At 63.3% G+C, this 19,121-nt stretch carries 17 protein-coding genes and 2 tRNA genes; 11 read left to right on the top strand and 8 right to left on the bottom strand.

The window, feature by feature from the left end:
• Window positions 1-42: 42 nt before the first annotated feature.
• Window positions 43-1,164: a beta-ketoacyl-ACP synthase III gene (locus tag AAHB08_RS04045; RefSeq protein WP_342058170.1), complete on the top strand. Its 1,122-nt coding sequence runs from the start codon at window positions 43-45 to the stop codon at window positions 1,162-1,164.
• 79 nt (window positions 1,165-1,243) lie between these two features.
• Here AAHB08_RS04045 and tsaA read toward each other — a convergent pair whose 3' ends face one another.
• A complete protein-coding gene (gene tsaA, locus AAHB08_RS04050; protein WP_139437552.1) occupies window positions 1,244-1,948 on the bottom strand; it encodes a tRNA (N6-threonylcarbamoyladenosine(37)-N6)-methyltransferase TrmO in 705 nt (234 codons plus the stop codon).
• Between the two features lie 198 nt (window positions 1,949-2,146).
• On the opposite strand from tsaA, the gene AAHB08_RS04055 reads away from it, so the two are divergent.
• Window positions 2,147-3,139 carry an NAD-dependent epimerase/dehydratase family protein gene (locus tag AAHB08_RS04055; RefSeq protein WP_342058171.1) on the top strand — a complete coding sequence of 331 codons (993 nt, stop codon included), beginning with the start codon at window positions 2,147-2,149 and terminating at the stop codon, window positions 3,137-3,139.
• 62 nt (window positions 3,140-3,201) lie between these two features.
• On the opposite strand, the gene AAHB08_RS04060 is transcribed toward AAHB08_RS04055, so the two are convergent.
• The 4 genes from AAHB08_RS04060 to cydD form a co-directional block, all read right to left on the bottom strand.
• Window positions 3,202-3,588 (bottom strand): DUF488 domain-containing protein, encoded by a 387-nt coding sequence (locus tag AAHB08_RS04060; RefSeq protein ID WP_205641322.1) that lies wholly within the window; start codon window positions 3,586-3,588, stop codon window positions 3,202-3,204.
• Window positions 3,589-3,597: 9 nt separating this feature from the next.
• Window positions 3,598-3,969 (bottom strand): Rcs stress response system protein RcsF, encoded by a 372-nt coding sequence (gene rcsF / locus AAHB08_RS04065; RefSeq protein WP_005325859.1) that lies wholly within the window; start codon window positions 3,967-3,969, stop codon window positions 3,598-3,600.
• Between the two features lie 156 nt (window positions 3,970-4,125).
• Window positions 4,126-5,871, bottom strand: coding sequence for a heme ABC transporter ATP-binding protein/permease CydC (gene cydC, locus AAHB08_RS04070; RefSeq protein WP_342058172.1), 1,746 nt, complete (start codon window positions 5,869-5,871; stop codon window positions 4,126-4,128).
• Window positions 5,864-7,633 carry a heme ABC transporter permease/ATP-binding protein CydD gene (gene cydD, locus AAHB08_RS04075; RefSeq protein ID WP_342058173.1) on the bottom strand — a complete coding sequence of 590 codons (1,770 nt, stop codon included), beginning with the start codon at window positions 7,631-7,633 and terminating at the stop codon, window positions 5,864-5,866. Before cydD ends, cydC begins: the two co-directional genes overlap by 8 nt.
• 201 nt (window positions 7,634-7,834) lie before the next feature.
• Between cydD and AAHB08_RS04080 the strand changes: the two genes are divergently transcribed.
• Window positions 7,835-7,908, top strand: a tRNA-Gly gene (locus AAHB08_RS04080).
• Between the two features lie 104 nt (window positions 7,909-8,012).
• Window positions 8,013-8,087 (top strand) — tRNA-Gly (locus AAHB08_RS04085).
• 113 nt (window positions 8,088-8,200) lie between these two features.
• Here AAHB08_RS04085 and arcA read toward each other — a convergent pair.
• Window positions 8,201-8,920 (bottom strand): two-component system response regulator ArcA, encoded by a 720-nt coding sequence (gene arcA / locus AAHB08_RS04090; RefSeq protein ID WP_010673581.1) that lies wholly within the window; start codon window positions 8,918-8,920, stop codon window positions 8,201-8,203.
• Between the two features lie 385 nt (window positions 8,921-9,305).
• Here arcA and AAHB08_RS04095 point away from each other — a divergent pair, with 385 nt between their 5' ends.
• Together AAHB08_RS04095 and AAHB08_RS04100 are read left to right on the top strand one after the other, a co-directional pair.
• The gene (locus AAHB08_RS04095) at window positions 9,306-9,704 is read left to right on the top strand and encodes a DUF3293 domain-containing protein (protein ID WP_342058174.1); all 399 of its coding nucleotides are present in this window, start codon (window positions 9,306-9,308) and stop codon (window positions 9,702-9,704) included.
• Between the two features lie 117 nt (window positions 9,705-9,821).
• Entirely contained in the window at window positions 9,822-10,301 is a 480-nt protein-coding gene (locus AAHB08_RS04100) for a putative 4-hydroxy-4-methyl-2-oxoglutarate aldolase (protein ID WP_342058175.1), read from the top strand.
• Between the two features lie 4 nt (window positions 10,302-10,305).
• Here the strand turns inward: AAHB08_RS04100 and AAHB08_RS04105 are convergent, their stop codons facing one another.
• On the bottom strand, window positions 10,306-10,782 hold the full coding sequence (locus AAHB08_RS04105; RefSeq protein ID WP_342058176.1) for a hypothetical protein: 477 nt from the start codon (window positions 10,780-10,782) through the stop codon (window positions 10,306-10,308).
• 166 nt (window positions 10,783-10,948) lie between these two features.
• Here AAHB08_RS04105 and AAHB08_RS04110 point away from each other — a divergent pair, with 166 nt between their 5' ends.
• The gene (locus AAHB08_RS04110) at window positions 10,949-11,338 is read left to right on the top strand and encodes an META domain-containing protein (protein WP_342058177.1); all 390 of its coding nucleotides are present in this window, start codon (window positions 10,949-10,951) and stop codon (window positions 11,336-11,338) included.
• Between the two features lie 83 nt (window positions 11,339-11,421).
• Here AAHB08_RS04110 and aceK read toward each other — a convergent pair whose 3' ends face one another.
• The gene (gene aceK, locus AAHB08_RS04115; protein ID WP_342058178.1) at window positions 11,422-13,149 is read right to left on the bottom strand and encodes a bifunctional isocitrate dehydrogenase kinase/phosphatase; all 1,728 of its coding nucleotides are present in this window, start codon (window positions 13,147-13,149) and stop codon (window positions 11,422-11,424) included.
• 194 nt (window positions 13,150-13,343) lie between these two features.
• Between aceK and AAHB08_RS04120 the strand changes: the two genes are divergently transcribed.
• From AAHB08_RS04120 to thrC, 4 genes are all read left to right on the top strand, one after another.
• Window positions 13,344-14,036, top strand: a complete 693-nt coding sequence (locus AAHB08_RS04120; protein ID WP_342058179.1) for a tRNA/rRNA methyltransferase — start codon at window positions 13,344-13,346, stop codon at window positions 14,034-14,036.
• Between the two features lie 250 nt (window positions 14,037-14,286).
• Window positions 14,287-16,746, top strand: coding sequence for a bifunctional aspartate kinase/homoserine dehydrogenase I (thrA, locus tag AAHB08_RS04125; RefSeq protein ID WP_342058180.1), 2,460 nt, complete (start codon window positions 14,287-14,289; stop codon window positions 16,744-16,746).
• A gap of 40 nt (window positions 16,747-16,786) precedes the next feature.
• Entirely contained in the window at window positions 16,787-17,755 is a 969-nt protein-coding gene (gene thrB / locus AAHB08_RS04130; RefSeq protein ID WP_319913417.1) for a homoserine kinase, read from the top strand.
• Window positions 17,752-19,026, top strand: coding sequence for a threonine synthase (gene thrC / locus AAHB08_RS04135; protein WP_342058181.1), 1,275 nt, complete (start codon window positions 17,752-17,754; stop codon window positions 19,024-19,026). Before thrB ends, thrC begins: the two co-directional genes overlap by 4 nt.
• Window positions 19,027-19,121 lie beyond the last annotated feature (95 nt).

The following is a 19,121-nucleotide window of genomic DNA, read 5'->3' on the forward strand; positions in this document are numbered from 1 at the left end:
AAAAAACAGACAAGCCGGGATTGCACCCGGGCAGGAGCAAAGATGACCTCTATCGTAATCAGTGGCTCAGGCCTCTATACCCCGCCCTTTGCCGTCAGCAATGAAGAGCTGGTGGCGGCCTTCAACCAGTATGTGGATCTCTACAACGAGGAGAATGCCTCCGCCATCGACGCCGGCCAACTGCCCGCCAAGCAGCATTCGAGCTGCGAGTTCATCGAGAAGGCGTCCGGCATCAAGAGTCGCTATCTGGTGAGCAGGGAGGGGGTGCTGGATCCGGACATCATGCAGCCCCTGCTGGCGGAGCGCCCCGATGACCAGCCCTCCATCATGGTGGAGATGGCGGTGGCCGCCGCCGAGCAGGCGCTGATCGCCGCCGGTCGCGAGCCGGGGGAGATAGATCTGGTCATAGTCGCGGCCTCCAACATGCCGCGTCCCTACCCGGCGCTTGCCATCGAGCTGCAGCACTATCTGGGGGCGAGCGGCATGGCCTTTGACATGAACGTGGCCTGCTCTTCAGCTACCTTCGGCATCAAGACGGCGGCGGATCTGCTGGCGGCCGGTACCGCCAGACTGGCCCTGGTGGTGAACCCCGAGATCTGCTCTGGGCATCTCAATTTTCGCGATAGAGACAGCCACTTTATCTTCGGTGACGCCTGCACCGCCGTGCTGCTGGAGCGGGAAGAAGATTGCAAGGTGGCCAACCCCTGGCAACTGGTGGCCAGCAAGCTGGTGACCCAGTATTCCAACAACATCCGCAACAACTTCGGCTTCCTGAACCGCTTCAGCCCGCGTACCCGCTATGGGGATGACAAGCTGTTCCGCCAGCAGGGGCGCAAGGTGTTCAAGGAAGTGCTGCCCCTGGTGTGCACACAGATAGAGGAACAGCTGGGGGAGCAGGGCTGGCAGGCGGGGGAGCTGAACCGCCTCTGGCTCCATCAGGCCAACCTCACCATGAATCAGTTCATCGGCCGCAAGCTGCTGGGTCATGACGCCAGCCAGCAGGAGGCACCGGTGATCCTGGACAGCTACGGCAACACCAGCTCGGCGGGCTCCGTCATCGCCTTCCACCTGTTCAACCAGGACTTGCCGAGCGGGGCCCGCGGGGTACTCTGCTCCTTCGGCGCTGGTTACTCCATCGGCAGCCTGCTGTTGCAGCGTCGCTGAGTGCCGCCATCCGGCGGCGGCAGCAAAAAACCACCCGAGCGGGTGGTTTTTTTATGGGCCTGGGCTGGCGAGGAGAGGATCAGGCGGGCTCTATGGCCGACACCAGGCAGTCTGGCTCGCGGATGCGAAAACGCACATTGAGCTCGAACAGCCGGACCCCGTACTCCTTGTCGTCCGGCTTGCCCTTCTTGTAGGCGGGACGGGGATCCTGGGCCAGCACCTCGCTCACCAGCTGGCGCAGCTCGGGGTGGGTCTTGAGCCAGGGCATGAGCTGCTGCTCCGCCTCTGGGCTGAAGCTCACCGCCAGCGGCGGAGTGGGGGCCTCGGGGGCGAAGCCACCCCGGGCCTGGGGCAGGCTGTCGGCATAGGGAATGTAGGGCTTGATGTCGACCACGGGGGTGCCGTCCAGCAGATCCACGGCGCCGAGGTCGAGCCACAGCTTGCCCCGCTCGCGGCCCACCCCGTGCAGCTCGACCACGGAGAGGCCGAGAGGATTGGGGCGGAAGGTGGAGCGGGTGGCAAAGACCCCGACCCGCTCGTTGCCGCCGAGGCGTGGCGGACGCACCGTCGGGTGCCAGCCCTGGGCCATGGTCTGGTGAAACACAAAGCTGAGCCAGAGGTGGGAAAACTGCTCTATGCCGCGCAGCACGTCCGGCTGATCGTAGGGAGGCAGCAACTCCAGGCGGGCACGGGCCGATTTGACCAGGCCGGGTTGGCGGGGGATGGCGAACTTCTCCTTGTAGGGAGAGCGGATGATCCCTAGGGTGTCGATGTCGAACTTCATGGCGGATCCTGGCTGAAAACCCCGGCAATGTAGCACAGGCGGACCGAAAACGCAGGCGTCGCCACAGTCGTGGGCCCCTGTGATCCCGGTCGCAGAGCGCGGCATCCGAGGCTGTGCCCTGGCGTCAACTTGCGTAGGGTGGAGGAAGAACAGGGATTGGCCGGGGTCATGGCACCGCGGCGCACAGGAGAGACAGGGATGAAACTGCTTATTATCGGCGGCACCGGCTTTTTGGGTCGCCACCTCACCTCGCTGGCACTGGATTGGGGCCATGAGGTGACGCTGTTCAATCGGGGTCACCGCCAGCACCCTGACTGGCGCGAGCTGACCCAACTGCAGGGGGACAGGGATCAGAGCCTGGATCCCTTGCTGGGGGAGGAACTGCACTGGGATCTGGCCATCGACACCTGCTGCTATGACCCAGCCCAGGCGGCCAGCCTCTCGACGGCCCTGCTCGGGCGCTGCGAGCGGCTCATCTTCATCTCCACCATCAGCGTCTATCGGGACTTCGCCCGGCCCGAGATGGATGAGTCGGCGCCGCTGCACCAGGTGGCCCCCGGCGAGTCCGCCAGCGGCTACGGTCCGCTCAAGGTTTTGTGCGAGGCCGAGTATCGGGCCCGCTGGGGGGAGCGACTCTGCATACTGCGCCCCGGCGTGCTGTGCGGCCCCTTCGACCCGACCGGTCGCCTGGCCTGGTGGGTGCAACGGGTGCAGCAAGGAGGACCCTGGCTGCTGCCGGGGGAGGGGCAGGACAGGCTGCAATACCTGGACGTGCGCGACTGCGCCGAGTTCGTGCTGCGGGCCGCCGAGCAGCGGCTGGAGGGCTGCTTCAACCTCGTCAAGCCCGGCATCTTGCTGGTGGACTGGGTGGAGCGTCTGGCGGCCCGCCTGATACCTGCCTCCCCCCTGCAACTAGAGTGGACCCCCTGGCCTGCCCTGATCGCGGCCGGGGTCGAACCCTGGCAGAGCTATCCCACGCTGCTGCCCAACACCCAGGCCGAGTTTGCTGGCTATGGCAGCATCAGCGCCGAGGCCGCCATCGTCCACGGTCTGAACTTCCGACCGCTGGAGGAGACGGTGGCCGATCTGGTGGCGTGGCTGGCCAGCAACGAGCAGGCGACTACGGCGGGCATGACCCTGGCCGAGGAGGCGGCGCTGCGGCAGCGGGTGCGGGAGCTTTCACCGTCATAGGTCGGCAGGGGGAGGCGTAGAGGCAAAACGAGAGAGGGCAGGGTGCCCTCTTTGCCCTGGCGTCAGCGCAGCAGCGCGCCGCACTCTGCCAGCAGTGCCTTGAGCACGGCGCGATGGCAGCGGGACTCCTGCTCGCAGTAGCAGCCCACTGACAGGTTGGTGGTGTGGGAGAGGGCCGCCAGCAGCGCCAGATCGTGGCGGGCAGCGGGGCTCGCCATCTCGGCCTTGTACTGCTTGCAGAAGGCGGCCCACTGGGCCGGGGTCTCGGCGGCCTGACCGAGCTTCATGGTCTCGGCGCTGGGGGCCAGGTTGGGGAACCAGACGTCGTACCAATCCTGGCTGGCAAAATCGCTCTTGGGCACGCCGCGGGGCGGGCGGCGCACTGTGCCGATGCGCAGCCCCTCATCGGGGAGACGGGGGCTGCCGAGGCGGACGATGGCGAGGGCCATGTCGAGACCTTACTTCTCTTCGGCCACTTTCAGCGCCTGGCCGTAGCAGATCACCTGCTTCAGGCAGCCCGGCACATCGCTGAACTCGGCGCACTTGTCGAAGCTGACGCCGTTGCCGCCCATGTCGGCCACGCGGCGGCGGGCCAGGGTGCGGGCCTCGCCGGCATTGGGCACCGCCTGATTGGCGTCGGCCTGGCAGGACTCGCCCTCGACTGTGCCGAGGTAGAGGTAGTTGAGGTCGGCGAGCTGGTTCTGCTCATAGATCCGGACGCCGCCCGGCTTGAAATACTCGTCGAAGTTTTCCTTGTCCAGATTGCTGTTGAAGGCGAAGTCGGCACAACCGGAGGCAATCAGGGGCATCATCAGGATCAGGCGTTTCATGTCGAGGTCTTGTTGAACAGTGAGGGGGCCATTATAGGGGTCAGTCGCTGCCTGCGACCAGCCCCATTTTTCGCCCGGGAGGCGAGCTGTGACGGGGATCTTGGCACTCTCCACAAGACAAGGGGCAGATCCCTGCCCCTTGTTCATTGGCTTTCATCAGGCGGGAGCCAGCCGCTGGTGCAGGCTGCGGTAGTAGTCATCTTCCAGCAACGTCTGGTGCGGGGCGCAGAGGCGGATCTTGCCCTCTTCCATCAGGGCCACCCTGTCCATCTGCTCCAGCCCCAGCAGGCGGTGAGAGATGAGCAGCAGGGAGCGCCTTGCCCCCAGCTTGAGCAGCAGGGCCATGATCTCCCGCTCGGTCTGGCTGTCGAGACCTTCGGTCGGCTCATCGAGCAGCCAGAGCGGGGCGTCGTGCAGCAGGGCGCGGGCGATGCCGATGCGGCGGCGCTCGCCGCCGGAGAGGGGGCGGCCGCCATCCCCGAGCCAGGCGTCCAGTCCGCTCTCGGCCTCTTCATCTTCCCCTGCCAGCAGGGTGGCGAGACCCACCTGGGTGAGGACCTCGATCAGCCGCTCGTCGCTGGCGTCGGGGGCGGCCAGCTTGAGGTTGCCGCGCAGGGTATCGGCAAACAGATGCACCCGCTGGCTCACCACCGAGCAGGAGGCGCGCAGTGCCCCTTCGCCATACCGGGTCAGGGGCTTGCCATCCAGCAGTATCTCGCCGGTCTGCGCCGTCCACTCCCGGGTCAGCAGCCCCATCAGGGTGGACTTGCCACACCCTGTCTGCCCCAGCAGTGCCAGCTTCTCGCCGGGGTTCAGTTGCAGGGTGCAGCCTCGCAGCACGGGGCCGTCCTGGCCCGGGTAGGCGAAGTGGAGATCCCGTATCTGCAAGGCGCCTTGAGTCGCGGGGGCTTGCTCCTCTCCCCACTCTGGTGCCTTGGCCTCCTGCAGTATCTCGTTGAGACGACGGGCCGAGGTGAGGCTGGTGGAGAGGTGCTGGAAGGCACCCGCCAGGGGCAGCAGCGCCTCGAAGCTCGCCAGGGTGGCGAACACCATGAGCGCCGTGATGGGATCCGGGGTGCCACCGCCGACGCCGTGACCGGCGAGCCACAGCATCAGGGTCAGGGTCCAGCCGCTGAGCAGCTGGACCGAGAAGCTGGCGAGGCCGCTCACCCTGGCCATGCGGGCCTGGGCCTGGATCAGGGCCTGCTCGGCCTGTTGCAGCTCGGCCAGCGCCTTGGGGGTGGCGGCGAACATCTGCAGCTCGGCATGGCCGTCCAGGTAATCCACCATGCGGGTGCGCATGGTGGACTTCTCGGCGATGAGTCGACGACCGGGCGACCGGCCGGCGAAATAGAACACCAGCGGCAGGGCCAGCATGCCAAAGAGCAGTATGGCCCCCAGGGTCAGCGCCAGGCGGCTGTCGAAGAAGGAGAGGAAGAACACCAGCCCGGCACAGCTGAGCAGGGCCGCCCCTATGGGAGTGACGAGGCGCAGGTAGACGTGATCCATGGCGTCGATGTCGGCCACCAGACGGTTAAGCAGATCCGCCTGACGAAAACCGGCCAGGGTGCCGGGGGAGAGGGGGGAGAGCCTTTGCCAGAACCAGACCCGCAGCCGGGTGAGCACCCGGAAGGTGGCGTCGTGGCTCACCACTCGCTCACCCCAGCGGCTGGCGGTGCGCACTATGGAGAAGAAGCGCACGCCGCCGGCCGGGGTCATGTAGTTGAAGGTGTCCCGGCTGGCGACCGCCAGCCCCGCCACGGCGGCGGCGGAGAGGAACCAGCCTGAGAGGGAGAGCAGCCCCATCCCGGCCACCAGGGTGACCAGGGCCAGCAGCAGGCCGAGGGAGAGGCTGAGCCAGTGCTGGCGGTAGAGACGCAGGAACGGCAGTAGATCAGTCATCGAGAGAATCCCCTGAACGTTGGGATAGCAGACGGGCGAAGGGCCCCTGTGCCTGGCAGAGTTGCGCGAAGTGGCCTTGCTCCACCAGCTGGCCGCGCTCCAGCACCAGTATGTTGTCCATCTGGCTGAGCTGATCGAGGCGGTGGGTGATCATCAGCAGGGTCTGGCCTTTCGCTGCGTCTTCGAGCGTGCTCATGATGGCGCGTTCGGAGTGGCGATCCAGGCTGGCAGTGGGTTCATCCAGCACCATCAACTGGGTGGACTTGAGCAGGGTGCGGGCCAGGGCGAGGCGCTGGGCCTGGCCGACGGAGAGGCCACCGGCCTGATCCCCGACCGGATAGTCGATACCCTTCTCCCTGGCAAATTCCCAGGCCTGGGCCCGCACCAGGGCGGCTTCCAGCTCGGTGTCGCTGGCCGTGGGCCTGGCCAGCAGCAGGTTGTCTCTCAGGGAGGCGTGGAACAGCTGGGGGTTCTGGGAGAGCCAGCCCAGTTGCAGCCGCCACTGGCTCATGTCCAGCTCGGCGAGCTCCTGGCCGTTGACATGGAGCGAACCGCGATAGGGGGCAAAGCCGAGCAGGGCGTTGACCAGGGAGCTCTTGCCGGCCCCGCTGATCCCGACCAGGGCTGTGCGCGTGCCTGCCTCAAGGGTGAAATCGATGGGGCCGACCAGTACCTTGCCCTCGGCGCTCAGCACCTCCAGGGCGCGGGCCTCCACCCTGATGGGGCCATCGGCCTGGAAGGGGGCACTCCCAGAGGCCGGTTCGCTGACCTCGGCCTCGAGAAACTCCAGCAACTGCTCGGCGGCGCCTATTGCCTGCGCCTTGGCGTGGTAGTGGGCGCCGAGTTCCCGCAGCGGCGCGTAAAACTCGGGAGCGAGAAACAGCACGAACAGGCCGGTAAAGAGCGTTACCTTGACGCCATAGTTGCCGAAGTTGAGGTGATCTATGTAAGAGAAGCCGAAGTAGACCGCCACCAGGGCCACCGCGATGGCGGCGAAGAACTCCAGCACGGCCGTGCTCAGGAAGGCGAGCCGCAGCACCTCCATGGTGCGCTCCCGAAAATCTTCCGAGGCGTCGCGAATGGCCTCACCCTCCGCCTGGGTACGCATGAAGAGCTGCAGGGTACGCAAGCCCTTGAGGCGATCGAGGAAGTGGCCGGAGAGCCGCGCCAGGGACTGGAAGTTGCGGCGGTTGGCATCGGCGGCGCCCACCCCCACCAGGATCATGAAGAGCGGGATGAGGGGCGCGGTGCCGAGCAAGATGATGCCGGCGGCCCAGTTGACCGGGAACACGGCCACCAGGATCACCAGGGGAATGAAGACGGCTATGGCCATCTGGGGCAGATAGCGGGAGAAGAACTCCTGCATCTCTTCGATCTGCTCGAGCAGCAGGCTGGCCCAGCTGCCGGCGGGACGGCGCTGTATATAGGCAGGGCCGAGGCGGGCGAGGCGGGTGAGCACCAGCTCGCGGATGGCCTGGCGCACCGCACTGCCCGCCCTGAAGCTTGCCACCTCACGGCCATAGGCTAACGCGGCCTTGGTCAGGGTCACCAGCAGCAGGGCAATGAAGAGGGGAATGGACTGCTCGGGCGTGGTGCCCTCGATGATGAAGCCGTGGAGCAGGGTGGCAAGCAGCCAGGCCTGCATCACCATCAGTATGCCCTGGCCCATGCCCAGACCAATGGAAAGACCGATCCAGCGCCGGCCATGACCCGATTGTTTGCGCAACCAGCCATAGAGATGTTTCTGCTTGTTCTTGTCCATTACCACCCTCCTCGGTCGAGTGGCGCAAGACTATCGTCGCCCCCACGGCTTGGCAACCTCGCAGATCCGGGAGTGTGAACGTCTTTGTTTGAAAAAGCAGCGCCATGCTCAATAGTTGGCCGAACAGCTTGATTTATGGCAAAAAACACGAAGGCGGTGATTGCGCTCGCCGGCAAAATGCATATAGTAGAGGCCACTGACGCGGGTGTAGTTCAATGGTAGAACGGTAGCTTCCCAAGCTGCATACGTGGGTTCGATTCCCATCACCCGCTCCACATTCTGATACCCGGTACCTGTCCCGTCTCGTTGCTGCCTCCTTCTGGCACGTCTCTTCAGACGCCGATTCCATGCCTTGTATCTGCTGCGTTCCTGATGCCTTGCGGGCATCGTATAATGGCTATTACCTCAGCCTTCCAAGCTGATGATGCGGGTTCGATTCCCGCTGCCCGCTCCAGCTTTCATGCAAAAAGCCCACTCGACTGAGTGGGCTTTTTGTTTTGGCGGATCCGCGCGGTGGAGGAAACAGAAGAGGCGCCCGCAGGCGCCTCTCGCTTCACCGGGCAGGGATTATTCCTGCTCCAGCTCGCCACAGAAGCGGTAGCCTTCGCCATGAATGGTGGCGATGATCTCCGGGGTGTCGCCCACGCTCTCGAAGTGCTTGCGAATGCGGCGGATGGTGACATCCACGGTACGGTCGTGGGGCTTGAGCTCACGGCCTGTCATCTTCTTGAGCAGTTCGGCACGGGTCTGGATCTGGCCCGGGTTTTCGCAGAAGTGCAGCATGGCGCGGAACTCGGAGCGGGGCAGCTTGAACATGTCGCCCGCCGGGCTGACCAGGGCACGGCTGTTGATGTCCAGCGCCCAGCCATTGAACAGGTAGCGCTCCACCAGCTTCTTCTCTTCGCCACCGGCGGCCACGTTCATGGTGCGGCTCAGCAGGTTGCGGGCACGTATGGTCAGCTCGCGGGGGTTGAACGGCTTGGTGATGTAGTCATCGGCGCCTATCTCCAGCCCCAGGATCTTGTCCACTTCGTTGTCACGGCCGGTCAGGAACATCAGGGCGATGTTGTCATCTTCACGCAGCTCGCGTGCCAGCAGCAGGCCATTCTTGCCCGGCAGGTTGATGTCCATGATCACCAGGTTGATGGTGTGACTGGTCAGGGCTTGGTGCATCTCGTCGCCATTGTTGGCTTCCAGCACTATGTAGCCTTCGGCCTCGAAGATGCTCTTGAGGGTGTTGCGGGTGACCAGCTCGTCTTCGACGATCAGAATATGTGGTGTTTGCATGAGTATTCCCAGATTCTTATCAGTTAATTATCGAAATTTTAACACTCTTTGGCGTTATCCGACCGGTCCTGAAAATTTATTACGTCATCCTGGGTATGAATATCAGGTCGAATCATCGCGAATTTGGTATCTATGTTGGCAAACATCCCTGTGCCGCACATAGGCTCTCAACAAGTCTGATCGAGAGGAGCCTGGAAGGGTAGTCCATTACAAAAGTTGCTGCATTTTATCAGTTAACAGGCGCATAACAACACTCTTTGCCGTCAGATAGCAACTTTTTAACTCAGGTTTGATATAAGTCAATCCCGAGGTTCGCTGCATCATACTTGGGCTGGCCCGCTTTTTCGCCCTTAAGAAATGTAATGGGATGCAACATGTGGTTGACATGACTTTGTGGGAAAACTACAGAAATGTGTGTTTTATTGCCCCCTTCGCCCCGCCCCCCTGGCCTGCCTACGCCATCGTCACGGCCTGGAATCCGGCCAGTCGGTGGGTGGGGATGCGCCGCAACGCCCGGCGTCAACGCGCACTGTCACGTCAGCTTGCCGATGCCCTGGTGATGGGGCCCGTGTGGGGCAGCGATCCGGATGAGCGCTGGCAGGAGGCATCCCTGTTGCTGCGTCTTCCTCGGGCCGAGGCCATTCGGCTGGCCGCCCGCTTCGGCCAGAACGCCCTCTACTGGGTGGAGGAGGGCGAACTCTGGCTGGTGCCCGTCCTGCTGAAGGGAGCGCCATGCCACCTTGGCAAGCTGGCGTCCCGCTGGACTCTCAGCGCCTCTGCATGATGAGAGGCTGAATGGGCCTCACACCATACGGGGATAGCGGCTGCTTGCTGGATTGTCAGCCTGTCCACATGATGAAAGAATGAGCGGACTCATTCACTCCATGGAAGGATGCTGACAATGCTGGATCTACTGCCCGACCTTTGCGATCAACATGGCGATACCCTGCAGGTGGCAGAGCCGCTGTTTCACGATTATGGCGGCAAGCCGCTGTTTTACGGCCAGGCGGTCACCCTCTCCTGCTTCGAGGACAACAGCCTGGTGCGCGAACTGGTCAACCGTCCAGGTCATGGCAAGGTGATGGTGATCGACGGGGGCGGCTCCCTGCGCCGGGCGCTGCTGGGGGATCAGCTGGCCATCAAGGCGGTGGAGCAGGGATGGGAAGGGATCCTTATCCACGGTGCGGTGCGGGATCTGGGCACCCTGGCGACGCTGGCGCTCGGGGTCAAGGCGCTGGCGGCCTGTCCGGTCAAGACCGAGAAACGCGGACAGGGGGAGCTGGATGTGGTGCTGTCGTTTGCCGGGGTGAGCATAGCGCCAGGGGACTATGTTTACGCCGATCTCAATGGCGTGCTGGTCAGTGGCGCCAGGCTCCTCTGAGCCCTCAGAAGTTGAACCCCACCCCCAGGGTGAGGAAGTGCTCCGTGCTGAAGGCGCTGAGGCCGTAGTTGGCCGTGATGGCCAGCTGCGGCGTCACCAGCAGGCTGCTGTTGAGCTCCACCAGGGTGCTGGCCTTGCTCACTTCCAGCTGCTTAAGCTGGCTGCCGATGTTGAGCGAGGGGGAGAGGCGGTAGCGCACCCCCGAGCTGATATTGAAGCCGGCCTGCTCGCTGTGGCTGCCCACCGCCGGCCCGGCCTCCATGTAGAGGCTGATATTATCTTCTACCGGATACTGGTAGCCGGTGTTGATGAGCCAGATATCGAAATTGTCGCCGGTATGGGCCTGATTGCCGAGCAATACGCCGGAATAGCTTTTCACGTAGAGCTGGCTGTCGGCTTCGTTTTTGAGGAAATCCCAGTCGGCAGCCTGGGCCGAAAAGGCGAGGCTTGATGCGAGTGCGATAACGAGAGACTTGACCATTCGTTTCCCCTCCTTGGGTCCGAACAGGACTACAAGCATGGCACATGCCAGCAGGGAGTAAAGGGAACCCCGATCACAATAAAAGAGTTTTAATCGGCGCCAGAGTCGTGATAAACAGGCCCCTCACTCTGTGTCTTCACGACTTTCTCCATCACGAGGTGAACTCATGAACAAGAAACTGACCCTGCTGGCCGCGCTGGCCCTGGGAGGCTGCGCCATAGCAACGGGTTCCACCCTGGCAGAGCTGCAAGCATCCACCTGGCAGTTGCAAGGGGCGAGCGGTGATACCTTCACCCTGCAGGTCGCCGGCGACAAGGTGGCGGGCAAGGGCGGCTGCAACCGCTACTTTGGCGGCATCACCCAGCAGGGCGACGGGGTATTGACGCTGGGCGCCATGGGCTCGACGCGCATGATGTGCACAGGGGATCTGGCCGGCAAGGAGATGAACTACCTGCAAACGCTGGAGAAGGTGGCGAGCTTCCAGATAAGCGGCAAACAGCTGGTGCTGAAGGATGCCGGCAAGGCCACGCTGCTGACCTTCGATGCGGTGAAATAAGCGGGTTTGTCGTCAGGGGCTGTCGCAGCCTGACGCCAGAAAAAGGGACGCCACGGCGTCCCTTTTTGCTGTTTCAGCCGGGTTCATCCCCCCCGCTGAAAGCGAAAGCGCTTCTTGCGCCTGTAGGGATAGACATCCTCGAACACCCCCTCCTTGATGTTGCCCTGCAGCATCTTCCAGTAGTTGGCATCGAACAGCTCCTTGTGCAGCTGCATCATGATCTCCCGCACCTGGGGCTTTTGCAGCAGGAAGGTGGCGAACTCCTCGGGGAAGATGTCGTTCGGGGCGACCGAATACCAGGGCTCGGCGCTCCACTCGTCCTCCGGGTAGCGCGGCGGCGGGATCTGGCGGAAGTTGCACTCCGTCATGTAGCAGATCTCGTCGTAGTCGTAGAAGACCACCCGGCCGTGGCGGGTCACGCCGAAGTTCTTGAACAGCATGTCCCCGGGGAAGATGTTGGCCGCCGCCAGCTGGCGGATGGCGTTGCCATACTCCTCCAGGGCGAGCCGGGTCTGCTGCTCGTCTGCCTGATCCAGATAGAGGTTCAGCGGGATCATTTTGCGCTCTGTGTAGAGGTGCTTGATCACCAGCTTGTCGGCGGTGATGGTGAGCGCCGAGGGGGCCACCGACTTGAGCTCGGCCAGCAGTTCGGGGGAGATGCGGTCCAGGGGAAACTCGAAGTTGGTGAACTCCTGGGTGTCGGCCATTCGGCCCACCCTGTCGTGCTGTTTCACCAGCCGGTATTTCGCCTTCACCTGCTCGTGGCTCACATCCTTGGGCGGGGTGAACTCGTCCTTGATCACCTTGAACACCACATCGTAGGAGGGGAGGGTGAACACGCTCATCACCATCCCCTTGATGCCGGGGGCGATGACGAATTGCTCCCGGCTCTGGGCCAGGTGCTGCTGGTAGTGACGATAGAGCTCTGTCTTGCCGTGCTTCTGGCAACCGATGGCGTTGTAGATCTCGTAGTCCGGCTTGCGGGGCATGATCTGGCGCAGGAAGAGCACGAACAGGGCCGGCACAGGGGCATAGACCATGAAGTAGGCTCGGGCGAAGCCGAATACGATGGAGGCGAGCTCAGGCTCGAAGATGACGGTGTCCACATAGATGCTCTGGCCCGTGCTGAGCAGGGGCAGGATGAAGGGATGCACCTCGCCCTTCACCCGAATGAGCCCCACCAGATAGGCCCCCTTGTTGCGGTAGAACACCTCCTTGAGCAGCTCGATGGCGAACGGCTCCTCGTGCAGTATGGCCGGGCCGCTCTCCGCCAGATGGCGATGAATGTCGAAGATGTCCCGCTGTTTGTCCTCAAAGGGCAGGGTGAAGCTGTAATCCCCGAGCAGCTGGCTCAGGGTCTGGGGCAGGTGGGCAAGGTCGGTGCGATAGACTCGCAGCAAGGCGCTCAGATCCGGGTGCTCACCCCGGCTGCGAAAGGGGTGGATGTAGAGGTTCTCGTCGCGGATGTTGCGATGGCGGAAGATCCGGCGATAGACGGAGTTGAAGAAGGACTCCGCCACCTCGAAGTTGTCGCAGCGGGGCAGCAGATCGCTGAAGGCCCCCTTCACCTGCTTGAGCAGGGCCTGGGTCGGCAGCAGCTCCCCCATCATCTGCTTGATGAGGGCCGTGGTGGCGCCGACGTGATGATCATAGAGGCGAATGCGCTCGCGCCCGGCGAGCTGCACCCCCAACCAGTCGCTGTTCTCGAAGCGGCTCTTGCTGCCCTGGGTTATCTCGAGAAAGCGGCTGTAAAACGATTCGAAACGCTGCAAGATCGTCTCGGCGACCGCCTGTTCCAATGGCTGCTGCATCTCTCTCTTCCTTGTGATGTATCGGGCCCATGGCGTCTGTGCCGGTAGGGCGGGGACCCACTCGTCCGGCCACTATGGCAACATCCAAACATCTGTTCAAGTGGCAATGTTCGGGGATAAACGGTAGATTGCGCCCCTGTTTTGCCGGCGGTTTGCTGCAGTTCGCGGCGCTGGCCCTGTTCAGGAGAAACCCGATGAAACTCTATTTTGTACTGGTGGCCCCCGCTCGCGCGGCGAACGTGGGTGCGGCCGCCCGCGCCATGAAAACCATGGGCTTCGATGCCATGCGACTGGTAGGGAGCCGGGTACACGAAGAGGAGGAGGCGAGCTGGGTCGCCCATGGCGCCCAGGAGATCCTGACCGAGGCAGAATCCTTCGACACCCTGGAAGCTGCTCTGGCCGACATGGATCTGGTGGTCGCTACCACGGCCCGCCAGCGCGGCCGCTATCAGCACTACCTCACCCCGGCCGAGATCCGCGATCAGATCCGCGCCAAGCCCTCCCTTGGGAAGGTGGCCATCGTCTTCGGTTGCGAGGAGTCTGGTCTCTCCAACGAACAGCTTGCCCAAGTGGATCTCATTAGCTATCTGCCCCTCAAGGTGAGTTATCCCTCCTTGAATCTGGGGCAGGCGATCATGCTGTATGCCTACGAGATGAGTCCCCTGCTGGACGAACCCCAGGCAGTAGCAGAAAATTTTGATGGTGTCGGGCAGGTTCGCGTACTCAAATCAAAAACAGCAGAATTGCTTGGTGAACTCGGAGTTTATCAGGATGAAAAACTGCATCAATGGGTGATGGACCGAGTGCCCATGCTGCCGCAGCGGGATCTGAATATGCTGCATCTGCTCTGCAAAGACCTCGCCCGCAAGTTTGGCAAGGAGGTTTAGGTTGACAGCCCAAGGTCCGGCAAGGTATTGCTAACAACCAGTTTCGTTCAAGAGTGTTCGTCATGCAGCTATTCACCAACATCACCACCACCACCATTATTACCGGTACCACCACAGGTGGCACTGGGGCCGGTTGATGCGCTGACGAACAAGCACAGAAATCTTAAAAGGCCCGTACCCACCCAGTACGGGCCTTTTTGTTGGATTGGTTTTTAGATTGAATTTCATAGATTTACAGGGAGAGAAAGCGATGAGAGTGTTGAAATTTGGCGGGTCGTCACTGGCCGACGCAGAGCGTTTCTTACGGGTCGCCGATATCGCGGTGAACACCCACGGCCAATCCCAGGTTGCCCTGGTGCTGTCGGCACCGGCCAAGGTGACCAACCACCTGGTCGCCCTGGTGGAGCAGACGAGTCGCGGCATGGATGCAAGCAGTACCCTGTTCGAGATCAACGGCATCTTCTCCCGCCTGCTGGCGGGCTTGAAGGCAGCCTACCCGGCGCTGGATGACAAGGCGCTGCAGGCTCGTCTCACCGCCGAGCTGGAGCAGGTGGAGCGCCTGATGCAGGGCATCCGCCTGCTGGGGCTCTGCCCGGACAACGTCCAGGCCCGCATCCTGAGCCGGGGGGAGAACCTCTCCATCGCCTTCATGCACGAGTTGCTGCGGGTGCGCGGCCTCGAACTGGATCTCATCGTGCCGGAGCAACTGCTGGTCACCGACGGCGGCTATCTGGAGGCTCACGTCGACATCGAGGCCTCCCGCCTGCGCTTTGCCGCCAAGGGCTTGCGCTCCGACTGTCTCTACCTGATGCCAGGCTTCACCGGCGGCAGCGACAAGGGCGAGACCGTGCTGCTGGGCCGTAACGGCTCCGACTACTCCGCCGCCGTGCTGGCCGCCTGCGTGGACGCCGAATGCTGCGAGATCTGGACTGACGTGGAAGGCTGCTACAACTGCGACCCGCGCCTGGTGCCGGATGCCTACCTGCTGAAAACCCTCTCCTATAAAGAGGCGATGGAGCTCTCCTACTTCGGCGCCAAGGTGCTGCACCCGAAAACCATCGCCCCCGTGGCCCAGTTCCACATTCCCTGCCTCATCAAGAACAGCTTCAACCCGCAGGGGCCGGGCACCTTGATCGGCCTCGAGCAGGGGGATGATGACCTGAAAGTGAAGGCCATCTCGGATCTCTCCGGCATGTGCATGTTCAACGTCTCCGGCCCCGGCATGAAGGGCATGGTGGGCATGGCTGGCCGCATCTTCTCCGCCGTCTCCCGCGCCGGGGTCAGCATAGTGCTGATCACCCAGTCATCCTCCGAGTACAGCGTCAGCTTCTGTATCCACAGTTATGACAGCGACAAGACCCGCAAGGTGCTGGAGCGCGAGTTCGAGCTGGAGTTCAAGAACCAGCTGCTGGATCCGCTCGAGATCATGACAGATCTCGCCATCATCTCCCTCATCGGGGATGGCATGCGCACCTCCAAGGGGATGGCGGCCCGCTTCTTCACCTCTCTGGCCCAGGCCTCCATCAACATAGTTGCCATCGCCCAGGGCTCGAGCGAGCGATCCATCTCCGCCGTGGTGCGGGATCGCAAGGTGGCGGAAGCCATCAAGGCATGCCACCAGAACTTCTTCGGCAGCCAGCAGTTCATCGATCTCTTCGTGGTCGGTGTGGGGGGGGTCGGTGCGGCCCTGGTGGATCAGATTGCCCGCCAGCAGCCGGTCTTGGCCGAGCAGGGCACCGGCCTGCGGGTGGTCGGCATCGCCAACAGCCGCCAGATGGCGGTCAACAAGGATGGCCTGAGCCTCGCCAACTGGCGTGAACAGCTGGTGGAAGCCCGTGACAGTTTCAGCCTGGAGGCGGTGAAGAAGCTGGTGGAAGAGAGTCACCTCATCAACCCGGTGATCGTCGATTGCACCTCGAGCGAGGCCGTCGCCGTCCAGTATGCCGACTTCCTGGCCGCCGGTTTCCATGTGGTCACCCCGAACAAGAAGGCCAATACCGGATCGCTGGATTACTACAAGGCGCTGCGCCGCACCGCCCGCCAGACCCGCCGCAAGTTCCTCTACGAGACCAACGTGGGCGCCGGCCTGCCGGTCATCGAGAACCTGCAGAACCTGATCAAGGCCGGTGACAAGCTGCGCGCATTCGACGGTGTGCTGTCCGGGTCGCTCTCCTTCATCTTCGGCAAGCTGGATGAGGGCATGGCGTTCTCCGAGGCGACCAATATTGCCCGCGGCAACGGCTTCACCGAGCCGGATCCCCGCGACGATCTCAACGGCATGGACGTGGCCCGCAAGCTGCTGATCCTGGCCCGCGAGGCCGGCATGGCGCTGGAGCTCTGTGATGTGGAAGTGGAGCAGGCGCTGCCGCCGGGCTTTGATGTGAGCGGCGACGTGGAGTCCTTTATGGCCCGCCTGCCGGAAGCCGACGGCTGGTTCCGCGACCAGTTCGCGGCCGCCCAGCGGGAAGGCAAGGTGCTGCGCTACGTCGGCTCCATCGAGGGTGGCAAGTGCAAGGTCGCCATCAAGGCGGTCGGTGCCGACGAGCCCCTGTTCAAGGTAAAGGACGGGGAGAATGCGCTCGCCTTCTTCTCCACCTATTACCAGCCCATCCCCCTGGTGCTGCGCGGCTATGGCGCAGGGACCGAAGTGACCGCCGCCGGTGTCTTCGCCGACGTGCTGCGCACCCAGAACTGGAAGCAGGAGCTGTAACATGAGTTCAGCGATGAACCCCGATTTTGAACAAGATACCATGGCGCAAGGCGGCAGCGTGGTCGCCTATGCCCCGGCCTCCAGCGCCAACCTGAGCGTGGGCTTCGACGTACTGGGGGCGGCGCTCGCCCCCGTGGATGGTTCCCTGCTCGGGGATCGCGTCCAGGTAAAGGCGGCCGATGTGGCGTTTGCCCTCTCCTCCGTGGGCCGCTATGCCCACAAGCTGCCGGATGATCCAAAGAAGAACATCCTCCATGACTGCTGGCTTGCCTATGGGGAGGCCCTGGAGAAGCGCGGCCTGAGACTCAAGCCGCTGGAGATGGTGCTGGAGAAGAACCTGCCGGTGGGCTCGGGTCTGGGCTCCAGCGCCTGCAGCGTGGTGGCGGCGCTGGAAGGCCTCAACGCCTTCCACGGCGCCCCCCTTAATGAACACGACATGCTGCTGCTGATGGGGGAGATGGAAGGCAAGATCTCCGGCTCGGTTCACTACGACAACGTGGCGCCCTGTTATCTCGGCGGCATGCAGCTGGTGCTGGAAGAGCACGGCGTCATCAGCCAGGGCATTCCGGTGTTCGAGCAGTGGTACTGGGTGGTCTGCTATCCGGGGACCGTGGTCTCCACCGCCGCCGCCCGCGCCATACTGCCGGCCCAGTATCGCCGTCAGGATTGCCTCACCTATGGCCGCCGCCTGGCGGCCTTCGTGCACGCCAGTTACACAGGGCAGGAGGGGTTGGCGGCCAGCGTGCTCAAAGACGTGATCGCCGAGCCGTACCGCGCGGCCCTGATCGAAGGCTTCAACGAGGTGCGGGCCCAGGCGGCCCAGAACGGGGCGCTCGCCACCGGCATCTCGGGCTCAGGTCCCACCGTCTTCGTGGTGATGAAGGATCTGGCCCAGGCCGAGCGGATGAAAGAGTGGATGGAAGCGCATTTCGTGCGCAATGAAGATGGATTTGCCCGGGTCTGCAAACTGGACATGGCCGGGGCACGGGTAACAGGAAGCGAGCTATGAATCTTTACAATATCAAGGACAAGAGTGAACAGGTGAGCTTCGCCCAGGCGGTGCGCCAGGGTCTGGGCCGCGAGCAGGGGCTCTTCTTCCCCGAAACCATCGCGCCCCTGGCCGATGTGGATGCCCTGCTGGCGCTGCCGCTCGCCGAGCGCTCCTCTCGCATCATCAGCCACCTGCTGGGGGACGAAGTGCCCAAGCCTAAGGTGAGCGAGCTGATCAATGCCGCTTTTACCTTCCCGGCGCCCCTGGTGAAGCTCAAAGACGGCACCTATGCCCTCGAGCTGTTCCACGGCCCGACCCTGGCGTTCAAGGACTTCGGCGGCCGCTTTATGGCCCAGTGCCTCGCGACCTTCAGGACCAACGACAAGATCACTATCCTCACCGCCACCTCCGGCGACACCGGCGCCGCCGTGGCCCACGCCTTCTACGGCCTGGAGGGGATTGAGGTGGTGATCCTCTACCCCAAGGGCAAGATAAGCCCGCTGCAGGAGGCGCTCTTCTGCACCCTGGGCGGCAACATACGTACCATCGCCATCGACGGCGACTTCGATGCCTGCCAGGCGCTGGTCAAAGATGCCTTTGACGACGAGGCGCTGAAGAAGGCGATTGGCCTTAACTCCGCCAACTCCATCAACATCAGCCGCCTGCTGGCCCAGGTCTGCTACTACTTCGAGGCCCTGGCCCAGCTGCCCAAGGCCGACCGCGCCAAGGCGGTCATCAGCGTGCCGTCCGGCAACTTCGGCAACCTCACCGCGGGCCTCATCGCCAAGGCGCTGGGTCTGCCGGTGAAGCGCTTTATCGCCGCCACCAACGCCAACGATACCGTGCCGCGCTACTTGAAAACCGGCAGTTGGGAGCCGCACCAGACGGTGGCGACCCTGTCCAACGCCATGGACGTGAGCCGCCCCAACAACTGGCCGCGGGTAGAGGAGCTTTGCCGCCGGGAAGGCTGGGCGCTGGAGACCCTGGGCTCCGGCATGCGCAGCGATGCCGAGACTCGCGATGCGCTCAAACGCCTGCATCAGCAGGATTACCTGTGCGAGCCCCACGGCGCCATTGCCTGGGATCTGCTGAACGAGCAGCTCGCCGAGGACGAGGTCGGGGTGTTCCTGTGCACCGCCCATCCGGCCAAGTTCAAGGAGTCGGTGGACGAGATCCTGAATCTGGATGTGCCGCTGCCGGGCCCGCTTGCCAAGCATGCCGCGCTGCCGCTGCTCTCCCACAACCTGCCCGCAGACTTTGGTCGCCTCAAGACCTTCCTGCTCGGCTAAGTCGCCATGAGACGCTGAAGATCCCCCGCTTTTATCACGAGAGCGGGGGATTTTTTATGTCTGGCAGAGGGCGGGAAACCCCGCCCTGGATGATG

Source organism: Aeromonas sp. OTU364 (assembly GCF_038440395.1).
Lineage (GTDB): Bacteria > Pseudomonadota > Gammaproteobacteria > Enterobacterales > Aeromonadaceae > Aeromonas.

Coding starts and splice junctions, on each gene's coding strand:
- AAHB08_RS04120 (WP_342058179.1), top strand. CDS start 13,344: ATGAAACTCTATTTTGTACTGGTGGCCCCCGCTCGCGCGGCGAACGTG.
- AAHB08_RS04055 (WP_342058171.1), top strand. CDS start 2,147: ATGAAACTGCTTATTATCGGCGGCACCGGCTTTTTGGGTCGCCACCTC.
- cydC (WP_342058172.1), bottom strand. CDS start 5,871: ATGACTGATCTACTGCCGTTCCTGCGTCTCTACCGCCAGCACTGGCTC.
- rcsF (WP_005325859.1), bottom strand. CDS start 3,969: ATGAAACGCCTGATCCTGATGATGCCCCTGATTGCCTCCGGTTGTGCC.
- AAHB08_RS04045 (WP_342058170.1), top strand. CDS start 43: ATGACCTCTATCGTAATCAGTGGCTCAGGCCTCTATACCCCGCCCTTT.
- thrC (WP_342058181.1), top strand. CDS start 17,752: ATGAATCTTTACAATATCAAGGACAAGAGTGAACAGGTGAGCTTCGCC.
- AAHB08_RS04060 (WP_205641322.1), bottom strand. CDS start 3,588: ATGGCCCTCGCCATCGTCCGCCTCGGCAGCCCCCGTCTCCCCGATGAG.
- thrA (WP_342058180.1), top strand. CDS start 14,287: ATGAGAGTGTTGAAATTTGGCGGGTCGTCACTGGCCGACGCAGAGCGT.
- cydD (WP_342058173.1), bottom strand. CDS start 7,633: ATGGACAAGAACAAGCAGAAACATCTCTATGGCTGGTTGCGCAAACAA.
- thrB (WP_319913417.1), top strand. CDS start 16,787: ATGGCGCAAGGCGGCAGCGTGGTCGCCTATGCCCCGGCCTCCAGCGCC.
- tsaA (WP_139437552.1), bottom strand. CDS start 1,948: ATGAAGTTCGACATCGACACCCTAGGGATCATCCGCTCTCCCTACAAG.
- AAHB08_RS04110 (WP_342058177.1), top strand. CDS start 10,949: ATGAACAAGAAACTGACCCTGCTGGCCGCGCTGGCCCTGGGAGGCTGC.
- AAHB08_RS04100 (WP_342058175.1), top strand. CDS start 9,822: ATGCTGGATCTACTGCCCGACCTTTGCGATCAACATGGCGATACCCTG.
- AAHB08_RS04105 (WP_342058176.1), bottom strand. CDS start 10,782: ATGGTCAAGTCTCTCGTTATCGCACTCGCATCAAGCCTCGCCTTTTCG.
- arcA (WP_010673581.1), bottom strand. CDS start 8,920: ATGCAAACACCACATATTCTGATCGTCGAAGACGAGCTGGTCACCCGC.
- aceK (WP_342058178.1), bottom strand. CDS start 13,149: ATGCAGCAGCCATTGGAACAGGCGGTCGCCGAGACGATCTTGCAGCGT.
- AAHB08_RS04095 (WP_342058174.1), top strand. CDS start 9,306: ATGACTTTGTGGGAAAACTACAGAAATGTGTGTTTTATTGCCCCCTTC.